General features: G+C 33.1%; 21 protein-coding genes. 9 read left to right on the top strand and 12 right to left on the bottom strand.

What is annotated here, in order from left to right:
- Positions 1 to 198 precede the first annotated feature (198 nt).
- Positions 199 to 492, bottom strand: a complete 294-nt coding sequence (locus H603_RS0113480) for a putative quinol monooxygenase (RefSeq protein WP_026709107.1) — start codon at positions 490 to 492, stop codon at positions 199 to 201.
- Between the two features lie 41 nt (positions 493 to 533).
- Positions 534 to 1595, bottom strand: coding sequence for an L-dopachrome tautomerase-related protein (locus tag H603_RS16875; RefSeq protein ID WP_051219331.1), 1062 nt, complete (start codon positions 1593 to 1595; stop codon positions 534 to 536).
- 162 nt (positions 1596 to 1757) lie between these two features.
- Here H603_RS16875 and H603_RS0113470 point away from each other — a divergent pair, with 162 nt between their 5' ends.
- Entirely contained in the window at positions 1758 to 2657 is a 900-nt protein-coding gene (locus tag H603_RS0113470) for an AraC family transcriptional regulator (RefSeq protein WP_026709106.1), read from the top strand.
- 38 nt (positions 2658 to 2695) lie between these two features.
- Here the strand turns inward: H603_RS0113470 and H603_RS0113465 are convergent, their stop codons facing one another.
- From H603_RS0113465 to H603_RS0113435, 7 genes are all read right to left on the bottom strand, one after another.
- Positions 2696 to 4525: a PLP-dependent aminotransferase family protein gene (locus H603_RS0113465; protein ID WP_026709105.1), complete on the bottom strand. Its 1830-nt coding sequence runs from the start codon at positions 4523 to 4525 to the stop codon at positions 2696 to 2698.
- Positions 4526 to 4661: 136 nt separating this feature from the next.
- Positions 4662 to 6194, bottom strand: a complete 1533-nt coding sequence (locus H603_RS0113460) for a response regulator (RefSeq protein ID WP_169628300.1) — start codon at positions 6192 to 6194, stop codon at positions 4662 to 4664.
- A 557-nt stretch (positions 6195 to 6751) separates the two neighbouring features.
- Positions 6752 to 7399 carry a DsbA family oxidoreductase gene (locus H603_RS0113455; RefSeq protein WP_026709103.1) on the bottom strand — a complete coding sequence of 216 codons (648 nt, stop codon included), beginning with the start codon at positions 7397 to 7399 and terminating at the stop codon, positions 6752 to 6754.
- 62 nt (positions 7400 to 7461) lie between these two features.
- A complete protein-coding gene (locus tag H603_RS0113450; protein ID WP_035676083.1) occupies positions 7462 to 8343 on the bottom strand; it encodes an alpha/beta fold hydrolase in 882 nt (293 codons plus the stop codon).
- Between the two features lie 185 nt (positions 8344 to 8528).
- The gene (gene gap, locus H603_RS0113445; protein WP_026709101.1) at positions 8529 to 9524 is read right to left on the bottom strand and encodes a type I glyceraldehyde-3-phosphate dehydrogenase; all 996 of its coding nucleotides are present in this window, start codon (positions 9522 to 9524) and stop codon (positions 8529 to 8531) included.
- A 69-nt stretch (positions 9525 to 9593) separates the two neighbouring features.
- Positions 9594 to 10328, bottom strand: a complete 735-nt coding sequence (locus H603_RS0113440) for an SDR family oxidoreductase (protein ID WP_026709100.1) — start codon at positions 10326 to 10328, stop codon at positions 9594 to 9596.
- Between the two features lie 619 nt (positions 10329 to 10947).
- Positions 10948 to 11622 (bottom strand): NAD(P)H-dependent oxidoreductase, encoded by a 675-nt coding sequence (locus H603_RS0113435; protein WP_026709099.1) that lies wholly within the window; start codon positions 11620 to 11622, stop codon positions 10948 to 10950.
- Positions 11623 to 11991: 369 nt separating this feature from the next.
- Between H603_RS0113435 and H603_RS0113430 the strand changes: the two genes are divergently transcribed.
- A complete protein-coding gene (locus tag H603_RS0113430) occupies positions 11992 to 12423 on the top strand; it encodes an FKBP-type peptidyl-prolyl cis-trans isomerase (protein ID WP_026709098.1) in 432 nt (143 codons plus the stop codon).
- 143 nt (positions 12424 to 12566) lie between these two features.
- On the opposite strand, the gene H603_RS0113425 is transcribed toward H603_RS0113430, so the two are convergent.
- The gene (locus tag H603_RS0113425; protein ID WP_026709097.1) at positions 12567 to 12764 is read right to left on the bottom strand and encodes a YqaE/Pmp3 family membrane protein; all 198 of its coding nucleotides are present in this window, start codon (positions 12762 to 12764) and stop codon (positions 12567 to 12569) included.
- Between the two features lie 513 nt (positions 12765 to 13277).
- Here H603_RS0113425 and H603_RS16870 point away from each other — a divergent pair.
- From H603_RS16870 to H603_RS0113395, 6 genes are read left to right on the top strand one after another with little or no spacing between them, the layout of a single operon-like run.
- Positions 13278 to 14174, top strand: coding sequence for a hypothetical protein (locus H603_RS16870; RefSeq protein WP_051219329.1), 897 nt, complete (start codon positions 13278 to 13280; stop codon positions 14172 to 14174).
- A gap of 36 nt (positions 14175 to 14210) precedes the next feature.
- On the top strand, positions 14211 to 15260 hold the full coding sequence (locus tag H603_RS0113415; protein ID WP_051219327.1) for a substrate-binding domain-containing protein: 1050 nt from the start codon (positions 14211 to 14213) through the stop codon (positions 15258 to 15260).
- Positions 15261 to 15280: 20 nt separating this feature from the next.
- On the top strand, positions 15281 to 16798 hold the full coding sequence (locus tag H603_RS0113410; RefSeq protein WP_026709095.1) for a sugar ABC transporter ATP-binding protein: 1518 nt from the start codon (positions 15281 to 15283) through the stop codon (positions 16796 to 16798).
- A 27-nt stretch (positions 16799 to 16825) separates the two neighbouring features.
- Positions 16826 to 17800: an ABC transporter permease gene (locus H603_RS0113405; protein WP_026709094.1), complete on the top strand. Its 975-nt coding sequence runs from the start codon at positions 16826 to 16828 to the stop codon at positions 17798 to 17800.
- Positions 17801 to 17803: 3 nt separating this feature from the next.
- Positions 17804 to 19288, top strand: coding sequence for a mannitol dehydrogenase family protein (locus H603_RS0113400; protein WP_026709093.1), 1485 nt, complete (start codon positions 17804 to 17806; stop codon positions 19286 to 19288).
- Positions 19289 to 19298: 10 nt separating this feature from the next.
- A complete protein-coding gene (locus tag H603_RS0113395; RefSeq protein ID WP_026709092.1) occupies positions 19299 to 20189 on the top strand; it encodes a carbohydrate kinase family protein in 891 nt (296 codons plus the stop codon).
- A gap of 120 nt (positions 20190 to 20309) precedes the next feature.
- Here H603_RS0113395 and H603_RS0113390 read toward each other — a convergent pair whose 3' ends face one another.
- Entirely contained in the window at positions 20310 to 21794 is a 1485-nt protein-coding gene (locus tag H603_RS0113390; protein WP_026709091.1) for a mannitol dehydrogenase family protein, read from the bottom strand.
- Between the two features lie 204 nt (positions 21795 to 21998).
- On the opposite strand from H603_RS0113390, the gene H603_RS0113385 reads away from it, so the two are divergent.
- Positions 21999 to 22736: an NUDIX hydrolase gene (locus tag H603_RS0113385; protein WP_026709090.1), complete on the top strand. Its 738-nt coding sequence runs from the start codon at positions 21999 to 22001 to the stop codon at positions 22734 to 22736.
- Positions 22737 to 22760: 24 nt separating this feature from the next.
- Here the strand turns inward: H603_RS0113385 and H603_RS0113380 are convergent, their stop codons facing one another.
- Positions 22761 to 23297: a cupin domain-containing protein gene (locus H603_RS0113380; RefSeq protein WP_026709089.1), complete on the bottom strand. Its 537-nt coding sequence runs from the start codon at positions 23295 to 23297 to the stop codon at positions 22761 to 22763.
- Between the last annotated feature and the right edge of the window lie 65 nt (positions 23298 to 23362).

Raw genomic sequence — 23362 nt, 5'->3', positions numbered from 1 at the left:
ATTACAGCCCATACTTGGGTGCTGTATATCAGAAACTTGTTCACCAGCTATCAAATTATCTAGTAATCTGAAAGCGAGTGCTTTCGTTCCTAATTGCATCATATTGGATAATGCTAAGGATATGACGTTACCTTTTAAAATTAAGTAAAAAAAAAACGCACTCTATTTTTATGTAAAGTGCGCTTTCAGAGATAATGATTAAGATATATTTGTCATTTCGTGTACAATAAATTCTACTACAGCTCCTTCAGTAGCCTTCAAATAATCAGCTAGATGTTGGTTCCCCATATGGATTTGCCAAAGTTCATAGCTTTCCCAGTTTTCATAAAATAAAAATAAATTGGGATCTTTATTGTCTTGATGCAGATCGTAATTAATACAGCCTTTTTCGGCTCTAGTGAAATCTATTAGTTTTAGTAGTTCGACTTTCACTAAATCTCTTTTTTCTTCTTTGGCTAAAATCCTTGCTACTATTGTCAATTGATTGCTCATAATGATTTGTTTTTTAGTGTGAAATTATTTTTGTGAATACTTTATTTTATCATTTCTGTTTTAATAATCAAGAAAGGAGCTGTGCTTTCGTCTTTTCCATTATTTAAAGCTGCTGTTCTGTTTAATTGATCTACGGTGCTGTAGATAAAACCATCATTGGCAATATGAAGTCCATCTGGCCAAGTTTGTCCTTTTGGCAAAAGTGCAATGTTTTTGAACCCTTCTTTTTTATTTGTTAGGCCAATTGCTTGCTCTTCTACGTTAGTTACATATACATTTTCTTTTTCGTCCACTGCAATTCCGTCAGAATATGATTTTGGAGCATATTCTTCAATATCTTGAATTAGCTTTTCGTCACTGTCAAAACTATTTGCAGGAACTCGATATACTTTTTTACCATGAAGTGCACCAAAATAAACCCATTTAAAACTTGGATCAATTGCGATCGGATTCAATCCAAAACCACCTTCAAAGTCCGGCATCATTGATGAGTGACTTTTGGCCATTCTGCTAGCACTTCCTGTTTTAGTGTCAATAACAATAAAGGCCGGAATCGGAGCACTTTTTAAATCTCCTTGTGTCATATCTGCAATAATCAAACGATTGTTTTTTTCGTCAATTACAAAATCTTGCAAAAAACTGGTAGATTCAATTACATTGGATGGAATTTGGATAGTTTTTACTAGTTTCTCAGTTTTTGTATTCCAAACAATAAACTGTTTTTCTCCCATATCTAATAGCCAAAGGTTGTCTTTGCTGTCTGCTCGAATGGCAATAATAGCCTTAATGATAGAAGCATCGCCTGTGGCATATTTTTCATCTGGATAAGCTATTGCATTCCCGTCTTTTTTTATTTCGAATACTTTGGTAACTGGAGCCATGAGCGGATTCATAGTAACGAACATTCGTCCACTTTTTGTGATAGTCATGTTTCCTGGTCTTACTGCTGCGCTAGTAAAAACTGTTTGAGCAGTTGATACTTTAACAATAGTATCTTTTACATTGATTAAAGTTACGTTTTTTTTGCTTTCAGCCCCTCTACTAAATATTGTAATAGCAGTCATTGCCGATAATAAAACTACTTTTGTTGCATTTTTTTTCATAACGTTTGTATTAGTTGTTTAAATGATGATGCAAAGATATAATGGTTACTTTTAGTCAACGAGGTACTAAAAAAGGGTATTTAGGTATATTTAAAGGTTTATAGCGGTTTAAGTTTATTTTATTGGAAAAAAAATCTAATTTCGCATCAAAATAACATCATAATGCAAGTATTAGAGACTTATAAACCTTTTGAAATACAAGAATTAGAATTAACCGAGTGGAAACAACGCCCCGTTAAGAATAATTTTTTTGAACTCGTTTTAGTAAATGAAGGCGATGGCACACAATGCATCAATTACAATCATTACCCTTATGGTAAGGGGAGCATTTTTTTGTTGCCGCCTTTAAAATGCCATTCTTTTGATATTAAAACATCTTCTAAGTTTGTGTTTTTAAAATTCACGGATTCGATTTTCAAGAATACAAATCGATTGGCCATTGATAGAAACGAATGGTTTAAGGAAGCTTCGTATATTTTGTCTAATTATAATCAAATGCCTGGTGATATAATTAGGAATGATTTGGACAGACAGCACTTAGAACGTTTAATTGCCATGATCTTACAAGAATCACATAATTATGGCGAAGAATCTATAAGCTTTATTGTGAGTTTGATGATGAGTATACTTGAAATTCTCATTCGTAATATTAAAAAGGGAAGTTTTAACGAGTTGCCATCGTCTATTAATGACGAAAGAATCACAAAAATGCTAACTTATATCAATGAGCATATAGACAAGCCAGAACTTATTAAAATTGATAATCTCGCTAGTACATTTGCAATGTCACCTACCTACGTGAGTGAATTTTTTAGAAAACAAGTCAACTCTCCTTTGCGAGAATACATTATAAAAGCCAAACTAAAGTTGGTTGAAATTCGTTTATTAAATTCGAATTTCACATTAACTGAAATTGCAGATGATCTTGGATTTACTGATGTAAGTCACCTTTCAAAAACCTTCAAGAAGTATACTGGAAAATCAGTTCGGCAGTTTAAATTGGAAGGCGAATACGTATTATTAAAAAGAAGTAGTTGCGCAACTAAGGTAGAAATACAATAAAATAAAAAGGGAGATTCTGAACGAATCTCCCTTTTTATTTACATACTTTTTACAAAATCTAAAAAAACTTGTTTATGTTTTTCTAAATCCAAATCTGGTGATAACGAAGCTCTAACAATGTAATCTTTGTCGCCTTCTTTGGTTGTTCCTTGAGTAGACGTCGCTGGGATAGTCCAGTAGCATCCTTTCAGTTGGCCATAACTCACACAAAATTTACTCTCGTTAGGAATCTCGGTAATCATCATGTTAATTAATTTGAGATTAAGAGCTCTTTTATGCATCTCTTTTTCCTCGGGACTATTTCCTTTTGTAGGTAAGTCAAGAGAAAACACAGATGGCATGAATTCTTGGTCGGCTAATTCTTCTGAAACGAAATTTATTTTTGCATCAGGCAGAACTTCGTGTATGTAATTTACAAAGGAACGTGTGTTTTTATAGGCATCAACAATACGTTGATTCATTGATGGCAATTGTTTTGCTAATATTTCATATTGAAAATCAGTTGCTTCATTATCGCATAGAGCCAAATGATCTGCTATTTTATCCATCAGCGCAACTGTATTTTTATTCCCTACACAATATCCAGCAGTGCATTGACCACCACTAGGAAACTTAGATCCGCTGGCAAAAGAGATCGTGCGAACACTTGACAGTACAGCTCCTTCTCCAAGAAAATTCACATTAGGACAAAATGTTTGGTCTAAAATAAAAACAGGATCGATTGCGCTATCTCCATCAGGCGTTTTTCGCTCTTTACTTAAAGTCGCTTTCAAATCACTTAAATTAGGAACTTCTACTCTAGGATTTGTAGGTATCTCAGCAATAATCAAAGGAACTGCATCTTCTTGTGCCATATTATTCAGTACACTTTCAATGCTTTGTACCATATCATTATCACCATCAACTAATAAATCAACTATAGTAACATTTTCAATACTAGCTGCAACACGACGAGCTTGATCGTTTGTTCCTCCATAACAATTAGGAGGTACAATTAATTTAATCGCCTTGCCTTTGTGATTTTCCAATGCATCGTGAACCAACCCCATTAAAATAGCATATTGAATCGACAAACCACTTGATGCTACTAAAGGTGCAATCGCAGTGTTAGTAATCGTTCGGATCGAAGCTAATGTGGCTTCTTTATCTTTTTCTAAAGTACTTTCATGATACTCAAAAGAACTCTGAGTAGCCAAAGACATCAAAGCAGTCATACAGTTTACCGGTGTCATCGCTACCGTTTCTCTCCTACGAACATGCTGAATGTCTGATATGTAATTTTTATTTTCTTCTCCATTAACAATAAGTACGCTACCTAAGTGGTCATATAAACCAATGTAAAAGTCAATATTTTCATTAATTTTCACTACTCCAAACTCCTTTTCAGTAGTGACATAAACAGTACTACCCTCAAATTTTGCGTCAACGCTATTTGTATCAACTTTTTTAAGATCAAATTCGTAACCGTAAACATTTTTGATTATAGCTGCATCAAAATTTTCATCTAATGCACCATCGTGTAAAATCTGTGTTTTCTTACCTTCTAAAGCATTCTTTCTTAAAATCGAAAAGACAGGGATTGTTTTAGATGAAAAACTAATCACATTCTCAGAATCTACTGAATTTAACTTACCCAAAGCCCATTCTAAAACACAAGATAATGGATGACCAAGTCTGATGTAATCATAAGCAGTAGGTAACTCGTTTAGCGCAGTTGTGGTAGCAATATTATTCGAATATAAATCTTCAAATTGCTCTAAGAATTCTGTTTTTGCTAACTCTTCATTGTAAATATCTAATCGGTGTGTAGTAGTAAGAACCCAACCAGCTGGCATATTTTTAAGGACTTCTTTGATATAATTTCTCATGTATTTTCTTTTTTAATTTCTAATATAGAAAGTACTTCAAAATTACAATAATTTGAGATGGCATAAAAATCTAATGGATGGTTTTATGAAGTTGCCATTCATTTTTAAAAAGTAATAACTTTTGAGTTTGATATAATCAAATCTTTACTAAACTATTCTGAATTACTTTCAGAAGTTCATTGATCTCAAAAGGTTTTGTTACAAAATCATTCATTCCTGCTTGTGAACATTCAAAGAGTTCTTTTTCGCCAACATTTGCGGTCAAAGCTATGATTGGAACTGTTTTTTTATTGGTATTGTCTAAGCCTCTAATATGCTGCGTGGCAGTAATCCCATCCATTACAGGCATTAAAACGTCCATCAAAATTAAGTCAAAATCGTTGTCTTTTGCAATATTTAGTGCCTCTAAACCATTGTACGCGCTTGTAATTGTACTATTTTTTAATTTATTCTTTAATTGTTTTTCTAACACCATTAGATTGATTTTATTATCATCCACTATAAGTATATTAAGCGTGGTTAATTTAAAATCAGATTGCGAGTTTTCAGATTCTAACTCATTTTCAGCAACTATTGGCAGCGGTAAGTCGATGAAAAAAGAAGTGCCTTTATTAGGTTCTGATTCGAATCTTATTTGGCCATGCATTAAGTCCAACAGCCCTTTTGAAATTGTCAATCCCAAACCAACGCTATGAGTGCTGGAATTTGTTGTAGCATATTTTTGAAAAAGTCTCGTTCCCAATTCTTTACTAATTCCAGAACCAGTGTCAGAAATTTGTATTGTTAGATTAAATTCCTGCCCGTCATGTGGATTGTACTCACCTCCAACGATCATTTCAATCTTACCTTCCTCGGTATGTTCGATTGCGTTATTTAATAGATTAAGAATGATTTGGTTGATTCTGTTTTTATCACCATATACTTTATTAGGCAACGTATTTTTTAGAACAAAATTAAAAACCAACCCTTTTTCTACTGCTAATCTTTCATTCATTCTAAATGAAGAATTCAAGGCACTATTCAAGTCAAATGACGAGTATTGCAATGAAAAAGCACCATCATTTAACTTAGTGAAGTCTAATATATTATTAACCAAAGCCAGCAAATGATTTGACGAATAATCCATTAATTCTAAGAGATGCTTATTTTCATCTGTGTGATCGTTGCTTTTAAGTATATCCGAAATTCCTTTTATTGCATTTAAAGGCGTTCTAATCTCGTGGCTCATAATCGCAAAAAACGATTCTTTATTTATTTGCAGTTTTTTAAGCTTGATACGTGATTCCTCTAACTCAATGTTTTTTGCTTTTAAATCTTCGATAATGTATTTTACTAAATTTGTTCTAGCTGTTAATAGAACAATCAAGTAAATCATAATCATTATAACCGTAAAATAAAAGAATTCGTTGTAGATATCCCTATCATAATTATAGATACCACCCAAATCGTAACCAAAATAATCGAAGTAAATAATAGTAGGTACCGTAATTGCAACATACAATATAGCATACAGTACTAATTTATGGTACCGTATTATGATGAGAAGCACAACAGGAATTATGTACAAAAGCACAGTAAAATTAAAGAACTTACCATAAAGTATGTAGGCATATGTGAAATAGGCCATCATCATATACGTGGCAATAAGTGCTTTTTTTGAAAATCTCAAGCTCTTAGTACTTGAGAAATAAACGAATGTTAAAAACAAGGGCACACTCCCCCAGGCCACATAATATAATTCAATGTAAAATAAAAATAAAGTGACTACAAAAAATTGTACTGTAAAAAAGTTAAAACTAAAATTATTAAGTTTGCTAAATTTATATAAGGGCCGTTTTACTATAGGCTGTTTGGGGTCTAAATTCTCCATAAAAAAAGTCGAAGTATGTTACTATTGTCTTCTTATTGATAGCTAAAAATACACTTTTTAACACGAAAAACAAACTAAAATCAAATTGATTTCATAAAGTATACTTTTTAATATTCACTAATTTTCATGGCAGTTAACTGCAATACTTTAAAAAGGAGATTTTAGATTTTCTTACATTATTTTCTTAAGAATAACTGGTGTAAAATAGTTTTCTATTGTCTTTGTTTAGTGCACTTTATTACTTGCACTTTATAATAATATGCTTTGATACCTTTTACCTAAAAACAAAAAGGTTAAAAAACAAAAATGCTGTTCTTTAACCTTATACTATATGAATTCTACTTTATTTATAATGCTTATTGCTCTGCAATTAATTGTTTCAAGATCTCTTTGAATGTCTCTACTGGTTGTGCACCCGTTACAGCACTTTTTCTATTAAAAACTACCGTAGGAACCGAATTTACTCCCATTTCTTTCCAGTATTGCTGTTTATTTCTAACATCTTCAATGACCGCTGGCTTGTCAAGTAAGGCTAAAGCTTCATCGGCGTTTAAACCAACTTCTAGTAAAGCTTCTTTGAGAACCGCTCTATCAGAAACGTCTTTTTGATCTGTGAAAAAAGATTTTATTAATTGCAACTTTAGTTCTGTCTGCTTTCCAAATTCCTGTGCATAGTCTAATAAGATATGTGCCTCAAATGTATTTACCATGCGCGTATCTTCAGAATAATTGAAAGTAAAGTCAAGTGCAGCACCTGCCTCAGTCATCGTCTTTTGCGATTCTTTTTGTTGCTGTTCATTCGAACCATATTTTTCTGAAATGTGTTCTCTTAAATTCTGACCTTCTTTTGGCATGTTCGGATTTAATTCGAAAGGTTGCCATTCAATCTCAATCTTATCTTGGATTCCCAATTCGATAATTGCCTTTTCTAATCTTTTATACCCAATGATGCACCAAGGGCAAACTACATCAGATACTAAATCTATTTTAATTTTATCTTCCATCTTTTTTAAATTATATTATAATCACTAACTAGCTATTATACAATTAGTAATAATTAATTATTTCATCTTATACTTTTAATCAGCTGATCCACTTTATCAACTATTTCAATTGGTTTCTCTTCTTGCAAGAAGTGTCTCGAAGATACTTTATGAACCGTATCTAAATTAGCTACTGTCTTAATTTCTTCCCCATAAGTATCTATCGTTAAAAAAGGATCATCTACTCCCCAAACCGCTTGAACAGGATACTTTACATTTTGGACAGCACTGTAACATAGCTTTTTAAACTCTTCGGTGTCATCAAAATTGCGCATCAATTTTAGGTAAGCATCCCCACCATCTTTCAATTTTAAAATATCAATATGAGCTTCAATTTCCTCATCAGGAACTACTGAAGTATCATTTACTCCCATTTGAGCGAACATTAATTTCCAAGTAGGATGCTGCAAAATTGCCAATTCAATTTCGCCTAAAATAGGTGTTTCAAACGGACGCATTGGCCATGGCTTTTTAAAGTTCACTACATCAATCCAAGTGTTTAAAACCGTAATTGATAAAATTTTATCTTGATTTAAAGCTGCTAAAGCAAAACCAACTGGGCCACCCACATCGTGGATTACCAAGTGGTATTTTTCTAAACCTAATTTGGCCGCAGCGTCTGCACTAAATTTGGCTAATGCCTTAAAGGAGTAATCAAAATCTTCAGGTCGATCAGATAATCCTAAACCTAGAAAATCTATAGCTACTCCTCTATACCCTCTTTTGGCCAATTCAGGAATCATATTCCTATATAAAAACGACGAAGTAGGAACACCATGTAAGCACAAAACGGCTTCCCCTTCTCCTCGATCTAGCGCGAAACAATTAATTCCGTTCACGTCAAAATATTTTCCAGAGGCTTCGTGTCTCTTTATTGTTGCTGTTTTTTCGTAACTATCTTTCATCTGTTGTAGTTTTAAAGTTATCAAGCATTGTCTTAGTAATTAATTTTATTGCTTTTTTATCGAATAAAACTTAAAAGCAAGAAACAAATTGCAACACTAATCCACATTCGAATTAAATATTACAATTTGTTCTATTAGCTACAAATTATTAAAATATGCTCTTATTTAGGTTGCTCTTAAATTGATTACGCTATTTCAGTTAAGATTTGGCGTATCATTTGATTAGTGAATCCCCACTCGTTATCATACCAAGTCATCACTTTTAATAAATCACCATCAACCACTCTTGTCATTCCTAAATCGACAGTTGAAGCATGTGGATTTTTAACAATATCAGATGAAACCAAGGGTTCATTTGTAGTTGATAATATGTTTTTATAACGAGCTGTTTGCGCTTCCTCTTCAAAGATAGCATTGATTTCTTCTACCGTAACTGAACGACTTGTAACAAAAGTCAAATCAGACATTGATCCTACTGGAATTGGCACTCTCAAAGCTACTCCGTCAAACTTACCTGCAAATTCCGGTAATGCTTTAGTTGTTGCTATTGCTGCTCCAGTTGATGTTGGTACAATATTAGCCGCGCCTGCACGTCCCATTCTAAAGTTTTTATTAGATGGTGCATCAACAATTGCTTGTGAAGCGGTGTATGCATGTACAGTAGTCATAATCGCTTTATTGATTCCAACTCGGCGTCCTAAAATCTCTACAATTGGGCTAATATTATTTGTAGTACAGCTGGCACATGAGAAAATTTCTGTATTTCCATCTTGGGTATTTACACCATGAACCACCGTTGGGATATCTTCACTTTTTGTAGGAGCAGAAATAATAACTGATTTTGCTCCTGCTTTTATGTGCTTTTTAGCGTCTTCACTTTTCGTGAAAAAACCAGTACTTTCAATTACAACGTCAATTTTGTTTTCTCCCCAAGGCAAATCTTCAGGATTTCTTTCAGAGTTAAATTTAATTGTTTTTCCTCCTATATATAAATTGTTGGCGTCATGCGTCACCTCTTTTTCGAAAGTTCCGTAAACTGAGTCGTATTTTAAAAGGTATACTATGTTTTCGATCGATACAATATCATTTACTGCAACCAACTCCAATTGAGGAGTATCTAAAATTACTTTTAGCGCTGCTCTACCTATTCGACCCATTCCGTTTATTGCTATTCTTTTCATCTTATTAAAATTTTAAATTATAGAAATACAAGGCGTCTGCCTTATTTGTTTTGTTCGTTCACGTTAAGATTATTCCGAAAAATCTGCTAATACTACGTTTTCCGAAAATCCTTCATAAGCTGCTCCAACTTGTTTTGCCATTTCGTCAGGAAATACATGGAAGTCGCCTTTTTCTAATCCCATTGCAATAGCCTCTGCAATCGTATTTGTAGATGCTCCATCCTCAAAACCTGCATTTTTACCCATCTCTGTAGCTACTGGTCCAGGGTGTACACTGATAACAGTCACGCCTTTCGGACCTAATTCAGATCTTAAACCTTGAGTTAAATTGTACGAAGCTGCTTTTGAAGCAGAATACGTTGATAAATGAGAGAAGTTTTTCATTGATGCAATGGAATTTAGTTGAACCAAAGCTCCTTTATTTTTTTCCAATGTTTTAGCAAAAGCGTTTGCAACTCTTAAAAGTCCAAAAGCATTTACTTCTAATTGAAATTGGAAATCTTCTTCTACAGTATCACCTATTGTTGATTGGGGATTTCCCACACCTGCATTGTTTATAACAATATTGGCATCTGTGGTTTTTGCAGCGAGTGCCTGAATTGATTTTGTGTCTGAGACGTCAGCCTCAATTGTAACAACGCGATCACCAAATTTAGATTCCAACTCTTTAGTCGAATTTACATCTCTAACTGCTAAGTAAATTTTGCTTGCTCCTTGGTCAAGGAATGTTGCTACTATTGCTGCGCCAATTCCTCTATTTGCACCTGTTACAACTACTACTTTATCTTTTATTGCTTTGTTCATCTTTTAAAATTGTTTTTTTTTAGTAAAAATGATCTACCATTTGACAGTTAGAATTCTTATTATTTTTAATCCTGGTAAACACTTCTTATAGAATTAGCTAACGCTAGCTACAATGTTTGAAGGTTTCCAAGTCATTCGAAATCGTCATGATTTAAATATCCTTTTAGACTGAAAATTCTAATAGAAAAACACCTTGAATCATCTGGTAAATTATGACTTTTTCTAAGTCGGTATATCACAAAACTAAGCAATCGATTAGAAATAAATTGCTAATTAACTTTTATTTAGCCTAATGAGGGAAAACTTTAACTTTTTTAAAACATCACGTAATGTACTGAAAATCAAATGGAATATAGACATAGATTCAAATGATGAAATATTAAATTGTAATTATATAAAAACCCATTGCAATTCTCCATGTTTAAAATATGCAGATACACTGTAATAGAAAGCAGTGCATAAGTCCTGACACTACTATTAAATTTTCGAATAAAATATTCATTAAAAAAATTCAGTCTTTATTATAGATTTGAGCCAGTTTCAACATTACTTTTTATTATAAACAAAAAACCTGCTCATTTTAAAGTGAGCAGGTTTTTGAATAGTAAACCGATTTAAATTACATCCAAGTAACGATATCATCAAAATTTCTTCTCGATTTGGCGTGAGCAGGAGCCTCTTTTCTATAACCAAACGCAATCATAAATGAAAGACCATACTTATCAGTGTCAACATTAAATTTCTCTCGTAGTAGTGCTTCAGCTTTTTCTTGGTGAAAACCTTCAATAGGACAGCTATCAATCCCGATAAGTGCTGCTGAAGTCATCATATTTCCTAGAGCAATGTAATTTTGCTTAGAAGACCAATCAAACAATTTTTTATCAGAATCTAATTCAAAATCACGTTCTTGAAACTCTCTGTAGAATTTAGAATACATTTCGATAACATCTTCGGGCAACTGCTTTACATCCTTCATCATTGTATGAATATATTCAGCATCATGTTTTACCATAGGCGCTTTCATTGACAACCCTAAAACAAAATGACTCGCTGTATCTAATTTTAAAGGAGCACCCCAAGCGACCGGTTTTATTAATTCACGCAATTCTTTGTCCTGTACAACGATAAAATGCCATGGTTCAAATCCAAAAGAACTTGGAGATAAATGTGCCGTTTGTAAAAGAAATTTCATATCATCATCAGAGATAATTTTTGAAGCATCAAATTCTTTCGTAGCATGTCTAAAGTTAAATGCATTTAATATGTCGGCTTTTGCGATATTAGGTGTGGTCATAATTTACTATTTTAATTTAATTTGAATTATCAGGATGCAAAGATACTGCCACCCTACCACAATTTTAAAGTATAAAAAAAGGAGATACAAGTAAAAAACAAGGTTAGCTCTCATCATACTAATTTGAATAAATAAAAAAGGAGACTGCCATTTTAGCAGTAACTAAAACTACATTGTGACAATAATGGCTATATCACTAGTTTATAGCCCTTTATATTATCTAAGCTATTATCGTTTAAAAATTAATTCAAATAATAAGATTTCTCGTAAAAAAGGACCTTTTGGCGCAGTTTTGGCAATAAAGAACATAATTAAGTTTAAACAGAAGCCTTTTCAACAATGAAATGGAGGTTTTAAAATTAAAAAAATATGACTCAAGTTAAAGAGAACAACACGGTTAAAGTACATTACACAGGGAAATTAGCAGACGGACAAGTATTTGATACTTCTGAAGGAAAAGAACCATTAGCGTTCACTTTAGGAGAAGGACGTTTAATTCCTGGTTTTGAAAAAGGCCTAATTGATATGAAATTAAATGAGAAAAAAACAATCAACATTACAAAGGATGATGCTTATGGTGATCCTCGTGAAGATTTGATTATCGAAGTACCAAAAACTGAACTACCTCAAGAGATGACTCCTGAAGTGGGTATGGGACTAGTTTCTAGAACTCCGGAAGGTCAAGAAATGAATCTTTTGGTTGTTGAAGTAAGAGAAGAATCAGTTGTATTAGATGGAAATCATCCTCTAGCTGGTAAAGATCTAATTTTTGATCTTGAAGTTGTTGAGATTACTGAATAAGCATATACTACAATATTTAAAAAGCCTGACGGATACCAATCTGTCAGGCTTTTTTTTGCGATATTATTTTCGAAAATGAAAATGACTGATTTTTAAGGACAACTTCCATCAATAGCTGTCATATAATTAAAGATTCTAATTACCTATTTTTTATTCATCGCTTTTATTAATTTTTTGTTGCGTTTTTCAGCTCTTGCGTCTTGTAAAGAAAGTACTGCCCAAATAGACGCAGGAATCCACCCAATAATTGTTATTTGCAAAAGCAAACACAAAATTGCTGTCAATATTTTGCCTCTTAAAAAAAAAGATAGCGTCGGGAAAATGATTGCGATTATTAACATTTTTTTTTAATTGTTTAATTAGTAGCACTCTAAGAAAATTATTTACTCAAACACTACTTGGATTTATTAGCTAGTATTTTAAAATTAGGCATTAAGTTCCAATCGCTTTGATACATAATAATAGTCTTCAATCGAGAATATATCGTTTTCGGAAGTGTAAATCTACACTATTTAAGTATTAATTATACAATTTAACTTACTAAAAAAACGATGTAGTTGTAATTTTCTATATTTTTTTTCGAATAATACACTTTTTGAATTATTTGCATATTAAACTATAATTTCTATTAATATTTTTAAGATAATTCAATAAAGCGTTAATTTAACGTAATATAAATATGTAAAAATATATCGATTTAACTGTCAATAATCTAATAATAATGGATTATAAATGAAATAATCACTTTTTTTTATCGAAATAAAATTTTTAGTTGTTGGAAATAATTTACATTTGTTTTTATAAAACGTAAATATTACGCTTTATAAAATTAACCAAACCAAAAATTATTAGACATGAAATTATTACTATTTAAATCTGGTCTTGCTGCTTCGCTAGCAAATTATTATAAACCTAGCTCGAAGTATTTTTTAAAAATTATAGCTACAGGTTTCCTATTTTCACAAGGAGCAATCCATGCACAAGATAGCAGTAAAGGTGAAGTGAAAAATAGTAGTACAATTGAAGATGAATACAAACCTTTTAATATTCACATGCATTTAAAAAATATGCATACATGGCATGGTTTCGTGGTAACACCAAGTCCTATGGTCGCAACGTCATTAGAATACAATTCGAAAAATAAAAAATTTGTTTTTGGTTTATGGGGTGGCGCAGGTTTTTCTGGAGACCCAATAACAACTAACGATGGTGACCGAGTAAACGCAAATTATAAAGAGTTATCTATATATACGTCTTATCACATTACTGAGAAATTTTTCATCGAAGCAGTTTCGCACAACAATTATACGGGTGTGGAAGAACGAGGTGATGTATTACATTACTGGAGTTATAAAAAAACACAAGGATATAATTTTGTAGATTTAAACTTTGGTTATCAGGTGACTAATAAAACTTCGTTGTATTTAGCAACGATTTTAGCTGGTAGATCTGGTGATTATGAGGTTCAAAATGATGGTTCGTTGAAAGACTCCTATACACATTACCTAGAAGTAAAGCATAAGGTTTGGGAAAAAGACAATAATAGTTTGACATTGTTCACAGGTGGTGCTTTCTCATTCCTTACTGACAAAACTTTTTACACAGACCAAAAAGCAAATATCATCAATGTAGGCGCTGTTTATGCACGTACAGTCAAAGCTGGTGGTTTTTCTTTCCCAATTGAAATGACTGCAATGTGGAATCCAGAAAAACAGAAAACCGTTTTACAAGTTGATATTGCTCTGTTTTAAAATAATTATTCGAAATAATTCTTAAAAAATTAAAATATGAAAACATTTTTCAAAAAAGCATTTAAACCGTTATTCATCTTAACAGTGGCTGTAAGCCTTGTTAGCTGTCTTGATAAAAGTGACAGGATAAAATCAGATGTGCAATCTAGTGGCTCTAAAGTTACAAAGATTGAAAGCGCTAAGGATTTAAAAGGAATGAAAATAGGTTACTGCAGTCCTTCACTAGATGCCCCATATTACCAAGCTTTGTTCACAAGTATCAAAGAAAATACAGAAATCAACGGAATGGAATTTATATCTGCTGATGGACAAGGTGATATAAACAAGCAAATTGCCGCTGTAGAAGATTTAATCACAAAAGGGGTTGATGCTTTATTACTTAACCCTAAAGACCCAATGGCCTTAGTGGCAGTGACAAAAGTGGCAAAGGCTGCTGGAATTCCCGTTTTTATTATAGATAGTTCTATTGACCCTTCTGCGGAAATTGTTACTACAATTCAATCTAATAATTTAGCTAATGGTGAATTAGCAGGTGCTTGGGTTGCTAAGAAATTTGGAAATAAAAAAATGAAAATTGCTTTATTAAGTGGGAATGCAGGAAACCCTGTAGGTTTAACTCGTAAGCAAGGATTATTACAAGGAATCACTGAGGAGCAATTAAGAACACTAGGTTACATAAATTTAAATGTAGCTACTCAAATGTATACTGAGTGGACGTATGCTGGGGGATTGAAAGCCATGGAAGATGTATTAGTAGCACATCCAGATATTAATGTCGTAATAACAGAATCTGATGTTTGTGTTTTAGGTGCTATTAAAGCGATTGCACAAGCTGGTAAAACAGATGACATCTTGATTGTTGCTGGAGCAGATGGTCAAAAAGAAGCCATTAAATATATCATGGATACTGACTTCTATGGTTGTACAGCAATGAATAGCCCGGTGCAAATAGGTCGAAATTCCGTTGAATGCGCCATACAATATATTAATGGAAAGAGAGATTTTCCATTAAAATCATATACAGCTCCTTTGTTAATTACTAAAGAAAACGCTGCACAATACTACAATCCAAAAGCATTGTTCTAAAAATAAAAAAAAGTACTCAAATGGGAAATTCAGAAAGCGAATACCGTCTTGAAATGACTGGAATAACTAAAAGTTTTGGGGTTGTTTCTGTTCTTGAAGGTGTAAATCTAAAAGTCAAACATGGAGAAATTCATGCTTTGCTTGGTGAGAATGGTGCAGGTAAATCGACGTTAGTTAAAATCTTAAGTGGTGTACATCAAAAGGACAGCGGAAAGGTAGTGCTTAATGGCAAAGAAATAAATCCAAAAAATACCCATTACGGTCAACTACTAGGCATTAGTGTAGTCTACCAAGAACTTTCATTAGTAAATGATTTATCAGTTGCTGAGAATATTTACTTACATAAGTTAGGTGCAAGTAAATTCTGGATGAATTGGAAAAAAATTACCAAGGATGCGCAAGAGTTAATTAATTCTTTAGGTTTCGAAATAGATGCTTCGGCAATTGTTAGAGACTTAAGTATCGTCCAGAAGCAAGTGGTTGAAATTGCCAAAGCATTATCTGAAGATACTAAAGTTTTAATTCTTGATGAACCTACCACTGTATTTGATCCAAATGATGCCAAAAAACTTTTTGCCAATTTAGAGCGCTTGAAAAAAGGTGGAATGTCCATCATTTATATTTCGCATCACCTAGAGGAAATTTTTAAAATAGCAGACACGATCACTGTTTTAAAAGATGGAGTTGACACGGGTTGCGTGCCTAAAGAAGATATCGATAAAGACGGTGTCATTCGATTGATGATAGGTAGAGAATTGGAAGATTTATTTCCGGTGCGAGACGTTGTTGTTAGTGAAAAACCTGTATTTGAAGTAAAAGGATTAAGCGGAGACGACGGTTTTGTAAAAGATGTCTCGTTTGCTGTTCGTGCAGGTGAAGTTTTAGGAATTGCTGGTTTAGGAGGAAGCGGACGTACAGAAATGGCAAAACTAATTTTTGGTGCTGATAAAAAGAAATCAGGAACTTTAACCTTGAACGGAAAAGTAATCACTACAAAAAATCCGGTTGAAGCTGTAAACCAACAAATTGGTTTTGTATCTGAAGATCGCAAAGAAGAAGGTGTTTTTCTGCCTTTATCTATTCGTAAAAATATAAGTATTACCAGTTTTAAAACTATTTCTAGTAAGCTAGGTTTTATAAATGACGAAAAGGAATATAACAATGTTCAGAATTTAATTGCTAAGCTTAACATTAAAACTCCAAGCTCTGAAATTGATGTCAAAAATTTATCAGGTGGAAACCAGCAAAAAGTCGCTTTGGCAAAATGGTTGAGTATCGACAGTAAGCTTATTATTATTGACGAACCTACTAGGGGTGTTGATGTAGGCGCCAAGGTCGAAATCTACAACCTGATTAATGAAGTAGCAAAAAAAGGAGTTGCTGTCGTAGTAATATCGTCTGACATGCCAGAAATTATGGGAATTGCAGACCGAATATTAGTGATGCACAAAGGAAGCATCTTTGGAGAATTACCTAAAGATAAATTCTCTGAAGAAAATATTTTGAGGTACTCTATTGGCGAAGAATTAAAAAATTAAATTTTAAATAATATTAAATACAACGTAATGAATCTAACTATAAAACAACAGCTTAGCACTCCAGGAGGAATTCTAAAGTTTTTAATTAAGCACAATACAATTGTCATTTTTGTATTACTGATGATTTTCTCAGCTTTGATTTCTGATGTGTTTTTTACGCAAACAAACTTATCTAATTTATTGAAACAAGTATCTGGAATAGGCATTATCAGTATCGGGATGCTTATTGTTATCCTAACTGGAGGAATTGACTTATCTGTTGGTTCGCTTGTCGCTCTATTAGCTGTGACATTTGCACTTTTAATAAATTTAGTCATTCTGCCTGCTGCTATATTACTGACAATCGTTATGGGATTTGCATTGGGTAGTGTATCGGGATATTTAGTTGCCTATCAAAAGATGGCCCCTTTTGTAGCCACATTAGCACTAATGACTATAGCAAGAGGATTGGGTTTTATTTATGCCAAAGGTTCCCCTGTAACATTTGAAACAGCTGGAGGTGCATTCATGTCTGACTTTGCAAACAATGCAACTCTAGGTGTTCCTAATATAGCCATTATCTTTTTCATCATTGTTGCCATGGCATCTGTGATGTTGAAATACAATGTGTTTGGTCGTTTAGTTATCGCCATGGGAAGTAACGAAGAGGCTTCTCGCCTATCTGGTATTAAAGTAAACAAATACAAGTTTTTAGTGTATGCAATTTCTGGATCACTGGCAGCAGTAGCAGCAATCATCACTGCTTCAAGAACTAATTTAGGATCTCCTAATATGGGAGTATCATGGGAGCTAGATGCTATTGCAGCAGTAGTTATTGGAGGAGCAAGTCTAAATGGAGGGAAAGGAACTGCTATTAATACCTTAATGGGAGTGTTAATCTTAGGATTAATAGGTAATATTTTAAATCTTTTAAATGTTCCATCTTACCCGCAACAAGTTGTAAAGGGAGGAATTATCATCTTAGCCGTATTATTTCAAAAATTCGAAGGAAAAAAACAATAAATCATGAAGCAGTATAAATTAAATAGCAACAACTTATCAGCAATTTCTGAACGTGTGGCTGTACCAAACTATAACAGAGAAACTATCACAGCAGGCATCGTACACGTAGGTGTTGGTGGATTTCATAGAGCACACGAAGCAATGTATATTGATCAATTACTTGAAGATGCAGCTAATGCTAACTGGGGTATTTGCGGAGTGGCCTTACTTAATTTTGACCAAAAAATTTACAACGTTTTAAAAGAGCAAGATGGTTTATACACATTAGTAATCAAGGAACTAGACGGTACCTTAACTAAGGAAGTCATCGGTTCGATTACAGAATATTTATTTGCTCCTGATAGCCCAAAAGCAGTTATTGAAAAAATGGCTGATAAAGCGACCAAGATTATTACGCTTACTATCACTGAAGGTGGATACAATTTGAAAGAAGCGACCGGAGAATTCAATTATGAAAATCCAACAATTGTTCACGATAAAAATAATCCAGCTGAGCCTAAAACAATTTTTGGATATTTAACGCAAGCTTTAGCATTAAGAAAAGAAAACGACAACGGCCCGATCACTATTTTATCCTGTGATAACATTGAAGGAAACGGACATGTCACTAAAAAAATGTTGTTGTCCTATATCGCATTTGCACAGCCAGATTTATTACCTTGGATAGAATCAAATGTATCTTTCCCAAATAGCATGGTAGACCGTATAACTCCGGCTACAATTCCTTCGGATATAGCGCTACTATTAGAAACTTCTGGAATTGAGGATCAATGGCCTGTAGTGTGTGAATCTTTTCAACAATGGGTAATCGAAGATGATTTTATTGCTGGACGTCCTAATCTAGAGGCTGTAGGAGTGCAATTTGTAAAAGATGTTGCTCCTTTCGAAAAAATGAAATTAGGATTGCTTAATGCAGGACATTCTGTGATAGGTATTCTAGGTAGTTTAATGGGATACAACACTATTGACGAGGCTATTCACAATCCTGAAATTGCTAAATTCCTTGCTATTTATTTAGACAACGAAGTAACACCTACACTGAATGATCTTGAGGGCGTGGATCTAACGCAATACAAGAAAACATTAGTGGCTAGGTTTAGCAATGTATATATTCAAGATCAAATCGAACGCATTTGCTCTGAGACATCAGCAAAAATGCCAAAATTTATAATGCCTACTGTCCAAGGACAACTTGCTGCTAATAGATCCGTATCGCATGCTGCCTTTGTGATTGCTGCTTGGGCAATTTACAGTTTGGGTGTTAACGAGAAGAAAGAAAGTATCAATATCAAAGATGCTTTACAAGAAGTTCTTTTTGCAAAAGCGACATTAGCGCAAACAAATCCAGTTGCCTTCATCCAGATCGAAGCTGTTTTTGGTACCTTAAGCACTTCGGAATCATTTGTAGCTGTTTATACAAAATCATACAATGATATTATGGCTTATGGAGTTGAAAAATGTATAATCGAATTGAACAGCAATTCATAAATATAAAATTATGATAAAGGCCACTTGTTTTGGAGAAATACTATGGGATGTCTTCCCTACTCATAAAAAAATTGGAGGAGCACCACTTAATGTCGCCATTAGATTAGCTTCGATGGGGAATGAAGTGGCGATTATTAGCCGCGTAGGAAAGGGAAAAAAAGGGAAAAAATTAATTGACTTTCTTGAAGAAAATAAAGTTGCTGTTAGCGGTGTTCAAGTTGACGACTACTATAAAACGGGTAAAGTTAAGGTTACATTAGATGATAAAGGTTCAGCTTCTTATGACATTATGCAACCAAGAGCATGGGATAATATCCAGCTTACAAATGAGGCAATCGCTCTCGTGAAAAATGCTGATATTTTCATTTACGGAAGTTTAGCTTCTCGTAATGAAACTTCAGAGAATACGTTGAACGAACTATTGAAAGTAGCCAAATATAAAATATTTGATGTTAATTTACGTCAGCCATATTACACTGCTGCAGTACTTGAGAATTTAATGAGTCAAGCTGATTTTATTAAATTCAATGATGATGAAATTTACGAAGTTGCGACTCTATTAGGTTCTACGGATCAGTCATTTGACCAGAATATTTTATTTATTTCTGAAAAGACAAATGCTAAATGTATTTGTGTAACTAGAGGTAGTCAAGGTGCTGTATTATATATAGATAACAATTTTTATTACAACTCAGGATATCATGTTGAGGTTGTTGATACTGTAGGCGCGGGAGATTCTTTCTTGGCGACCATAACAAGTAAATTAATGAATAATGACGATCCTCAAGAAGCTATAGATCACGCTTGTGCTATAGGCGCTCTGGTGGCTAGTCGTGAAGGTGCAAACCCAGTAATTTCAGCTGAGGACATTGCTAACCTTATTGGAAAAACAATTGCTTAATAATAAATCCGTTTGTAGGAAAAATTGTTTGATTTTAGTTTGTTTGTAGCATTGTTTAGAAAAGCTTCATAATTAATTTTATGAAGCTTTTTGTTTTTAACGTTACTTGATAAAATTTCATTAAAGAGCATTAATCTCTTTAATGCATTGTTTAATATTATTTTTTCGCACTTTATCGATAGCATGTAAGTACGCATCAACAAAAAGTGGGTTTTGAGCCAAATCTCCAAAAACAGCCTTAATCTCAATAAATTTCATTGGGTTTTGTATCGAAAGCGCAGCTGTTCTAATTAAAGTTCCGCTCATCGTATCGACAATTTCGTAACTATTTTCATTGTCATCGATACCATCATTGTATTTTGCCCAAGCAGCGATTATCAAAGCAGCTTTTTCGATTTTTTTATTCGAAAGTAATTGCGCTTTAACTGTAGGCAGAATAAACAAAGGAATTTTAGCAGAGCTCTCTTGACAAATACGAAATAATTGGTCATTAATATGCGGATTTTGGAATCTCGAAATAATACTTTTCTTGTATTTTTCAATCGCATCTAAATTAGAATCACTCAAAGTAGGTGTAACTTCTTCATCTAAAAATGCTTGTAAAAAAGTCAAAAAATCATCATCGCTAGTTGCTTCATAGACCGTCTTATATCCATGTAAAGTTCCTAAAATCCCCAAAATTGTATGGCTAGCATTTAAAAGTTTGAGTTTTAAATTTTCATAAGGAGCGATTGAATCAGTATACTGCACTCCTACTCGCTCCCATGCTGGTGTTTCATGTACAAATTTATCTTCGATAACCCATTGTGAAAAAGGCTCTACAATAACAGGCCATTGATCGTCAATCGAAAAGTCTTCTTTCAAAGTATGGCGATCCTGTGAACTAGTTATAGGATTAATTCTATCCACCATCGTGTTAGGGAAAGTGGTATTTTCGGTAATCCACTGTAATAATTCAGGTTCAACTTTACTAACATACTCTAGCAAAGATTTTTTTATGGTATCCCCGTTAGATTTAATATTATCGCATGAAAGTATGGTACAACCTGCAATACCACGAAGTTTTCTTAATTTAAATGATTGAGTCAGGTAACCAAAAACCGTTTTGGGGCTGAATGGATTTTTTATATCCTCAGCAACAGCAGGATGATTAATATCAAAGGCACCCGTAATTTCGTTTAAATGATAACCATCTTCAGCAATAGTAAGTGAGATAATCTTAATATCTGGACTAGACATTCTTTCAATTACAGCTAGTGGATTTTCTGGTCCATAGAAATATTCAACAATTGAACCTATTATTTTTGCTTTGTGCGCGCCATTAGGCTCTTTAGTATAAATGGTATATAAACCATCTTGATCCTTCAAAATATTATACATCTTTCTATCAGAGTCTAAAAGATCAACTCCACAAATACCGTAATTCAAATCTTTGTATTTATCAATGAGTTCGTTAATATAAAACGCTTGATGGGAACGATGAAAATTACCAACTCCTATGTGTAGGATACTAGTTTTGATAGCATCTCTATTGTATGCTGGAACACCAACATTTGCTGGTAATACTTCTAAATTTTCGGCATTGAGGTAATGAAATTTCGCCATGCTTTAAGGGTAATCTTGATTTGTAGTTTATTTATTTCAATGTTTAAAAATACACTTTTAAAATTAAAGTTGGCTCCTAGTTTCAAGCAGAATAAAAAGCATTAAAAAAATAATACTCTTCAGCACAAAGAGAGGATTTTAGGCACTTTATTCCTGCTTAAATTTTCTATATTTGTGAGCATCCCTTATAAAAGTAGTTCAATTATGGATTTTAGAAAAATTAATAACTTATCGGTAGAATGTGTAATTTTTGGACTTGATTCAGACAATTTAAATGTTTTATTGAGTAAAAGGAAATTGAATTTATATAATGACAACTTTCCTATTATTGATGATTGGATGCTTCTTGGCCAACATGTTTATAAGAGTAGTAATTTGGCTCAATCTGCTGATAGTATTTTGAAAGACCTTACAAAAGAATCGTTTATCAACAAAAAACAATTTAGGACTTATGGCAGTAATCGTCGGGCAAATACTGAAAAAGATATGTTGTGGATACGCAGTAAAGGTGGCGATTCTCAAAACCTTACTGTTGTTTACTACTTGGCAGTAGCTGTAAATGCAATTGCAATTGAAAATAATGAAAATTTGCACTGGTTCCCAATCAAGGATTTGCCAGAAATAGGTTTTGATCACGAAAAAATTATAACTGATGCGTATGAGGATTTAAAAAGTAAGGTAGTAACCGAAACAATTATGTTTGATTTGGTTCCAATGAAATTCACATTAAACGAATTACAAATTGCTTTTGAAATCGCCTTAAATATCGAATTAGATAATCGGAATTTTAGAAAAAAAGCCATGAACAAACCATACATTGTGCCGCTAGAGGATAAAAAGAAAGTTGGTAGTTCTAAGAAGCCCTCAAAATTGTACATGTTTAGCAAAGACATATTTGACAAACTTTCAGAAAAAGACAATATTATTAGTACGATTTTATAATTATTAAAAATTGATTTCAAGTTGTTAACAGTATCTTGAAATAAGTTTCTTTTGTAGAGCCGTTTTCTTCCCTAGAAAAACCAATATTCCTATGCCTATTTTTTGAATTGATAATGGAATTTTAGGCACATAAGCATCCATCATTTGTATGGCAATTGCAGCACTTAAAATATTTTTAGGAAGTCCGTTTTTGTAGACCTTGTCCTCTGTAGCAAGTCCATAAATTATTTGCAAACCTCTTCTTACATCCATTAACGGCGATACCACAACTTCAAATACTACATTATTTTTAGACTCATTTAGAAACTGGTGACAATCAAAAGGTTTTATTACATAATGATCTCCTAACTTAAGAGTTAACTTTTGCCCGTTTAAATTTACGGTCAACTCACCAGAAATTATTTTGAATTCTTCGGTTATTTTTGTGTGATAATGCACTCCAGACTGTCCTCCTAAGGGTTTTACTACCGTTCTAAAAACTAATTTTTCATTAGATTCGAATAGTATTTCGATTTCATCTTTAATTATGGGGTTAGAAAATTTTAGTGTAGCGGCAGTCATTTAGATTTATTGAAATAATATGTTATAAAAGTAGAACAAACAATCTTATTGGTTTTCATAAATTT

This window comes from Flavobacterium frigidarium DSM 17623 (genome assembly GCF_000425505.1).
In the GTDB taxonomy this organism is placed as follows: domain Bacteria; phylum Bacteroidota; class Bacteroidia; order Flavobacteriales; family Flavobacteriaceae; genus Flavobacterium; species Flavobacterium frigidarium.
Note: the sequence above shows the minus strand (reverse complement) of the source record. Positions and strands in the feature narration are given on the sequence as shown.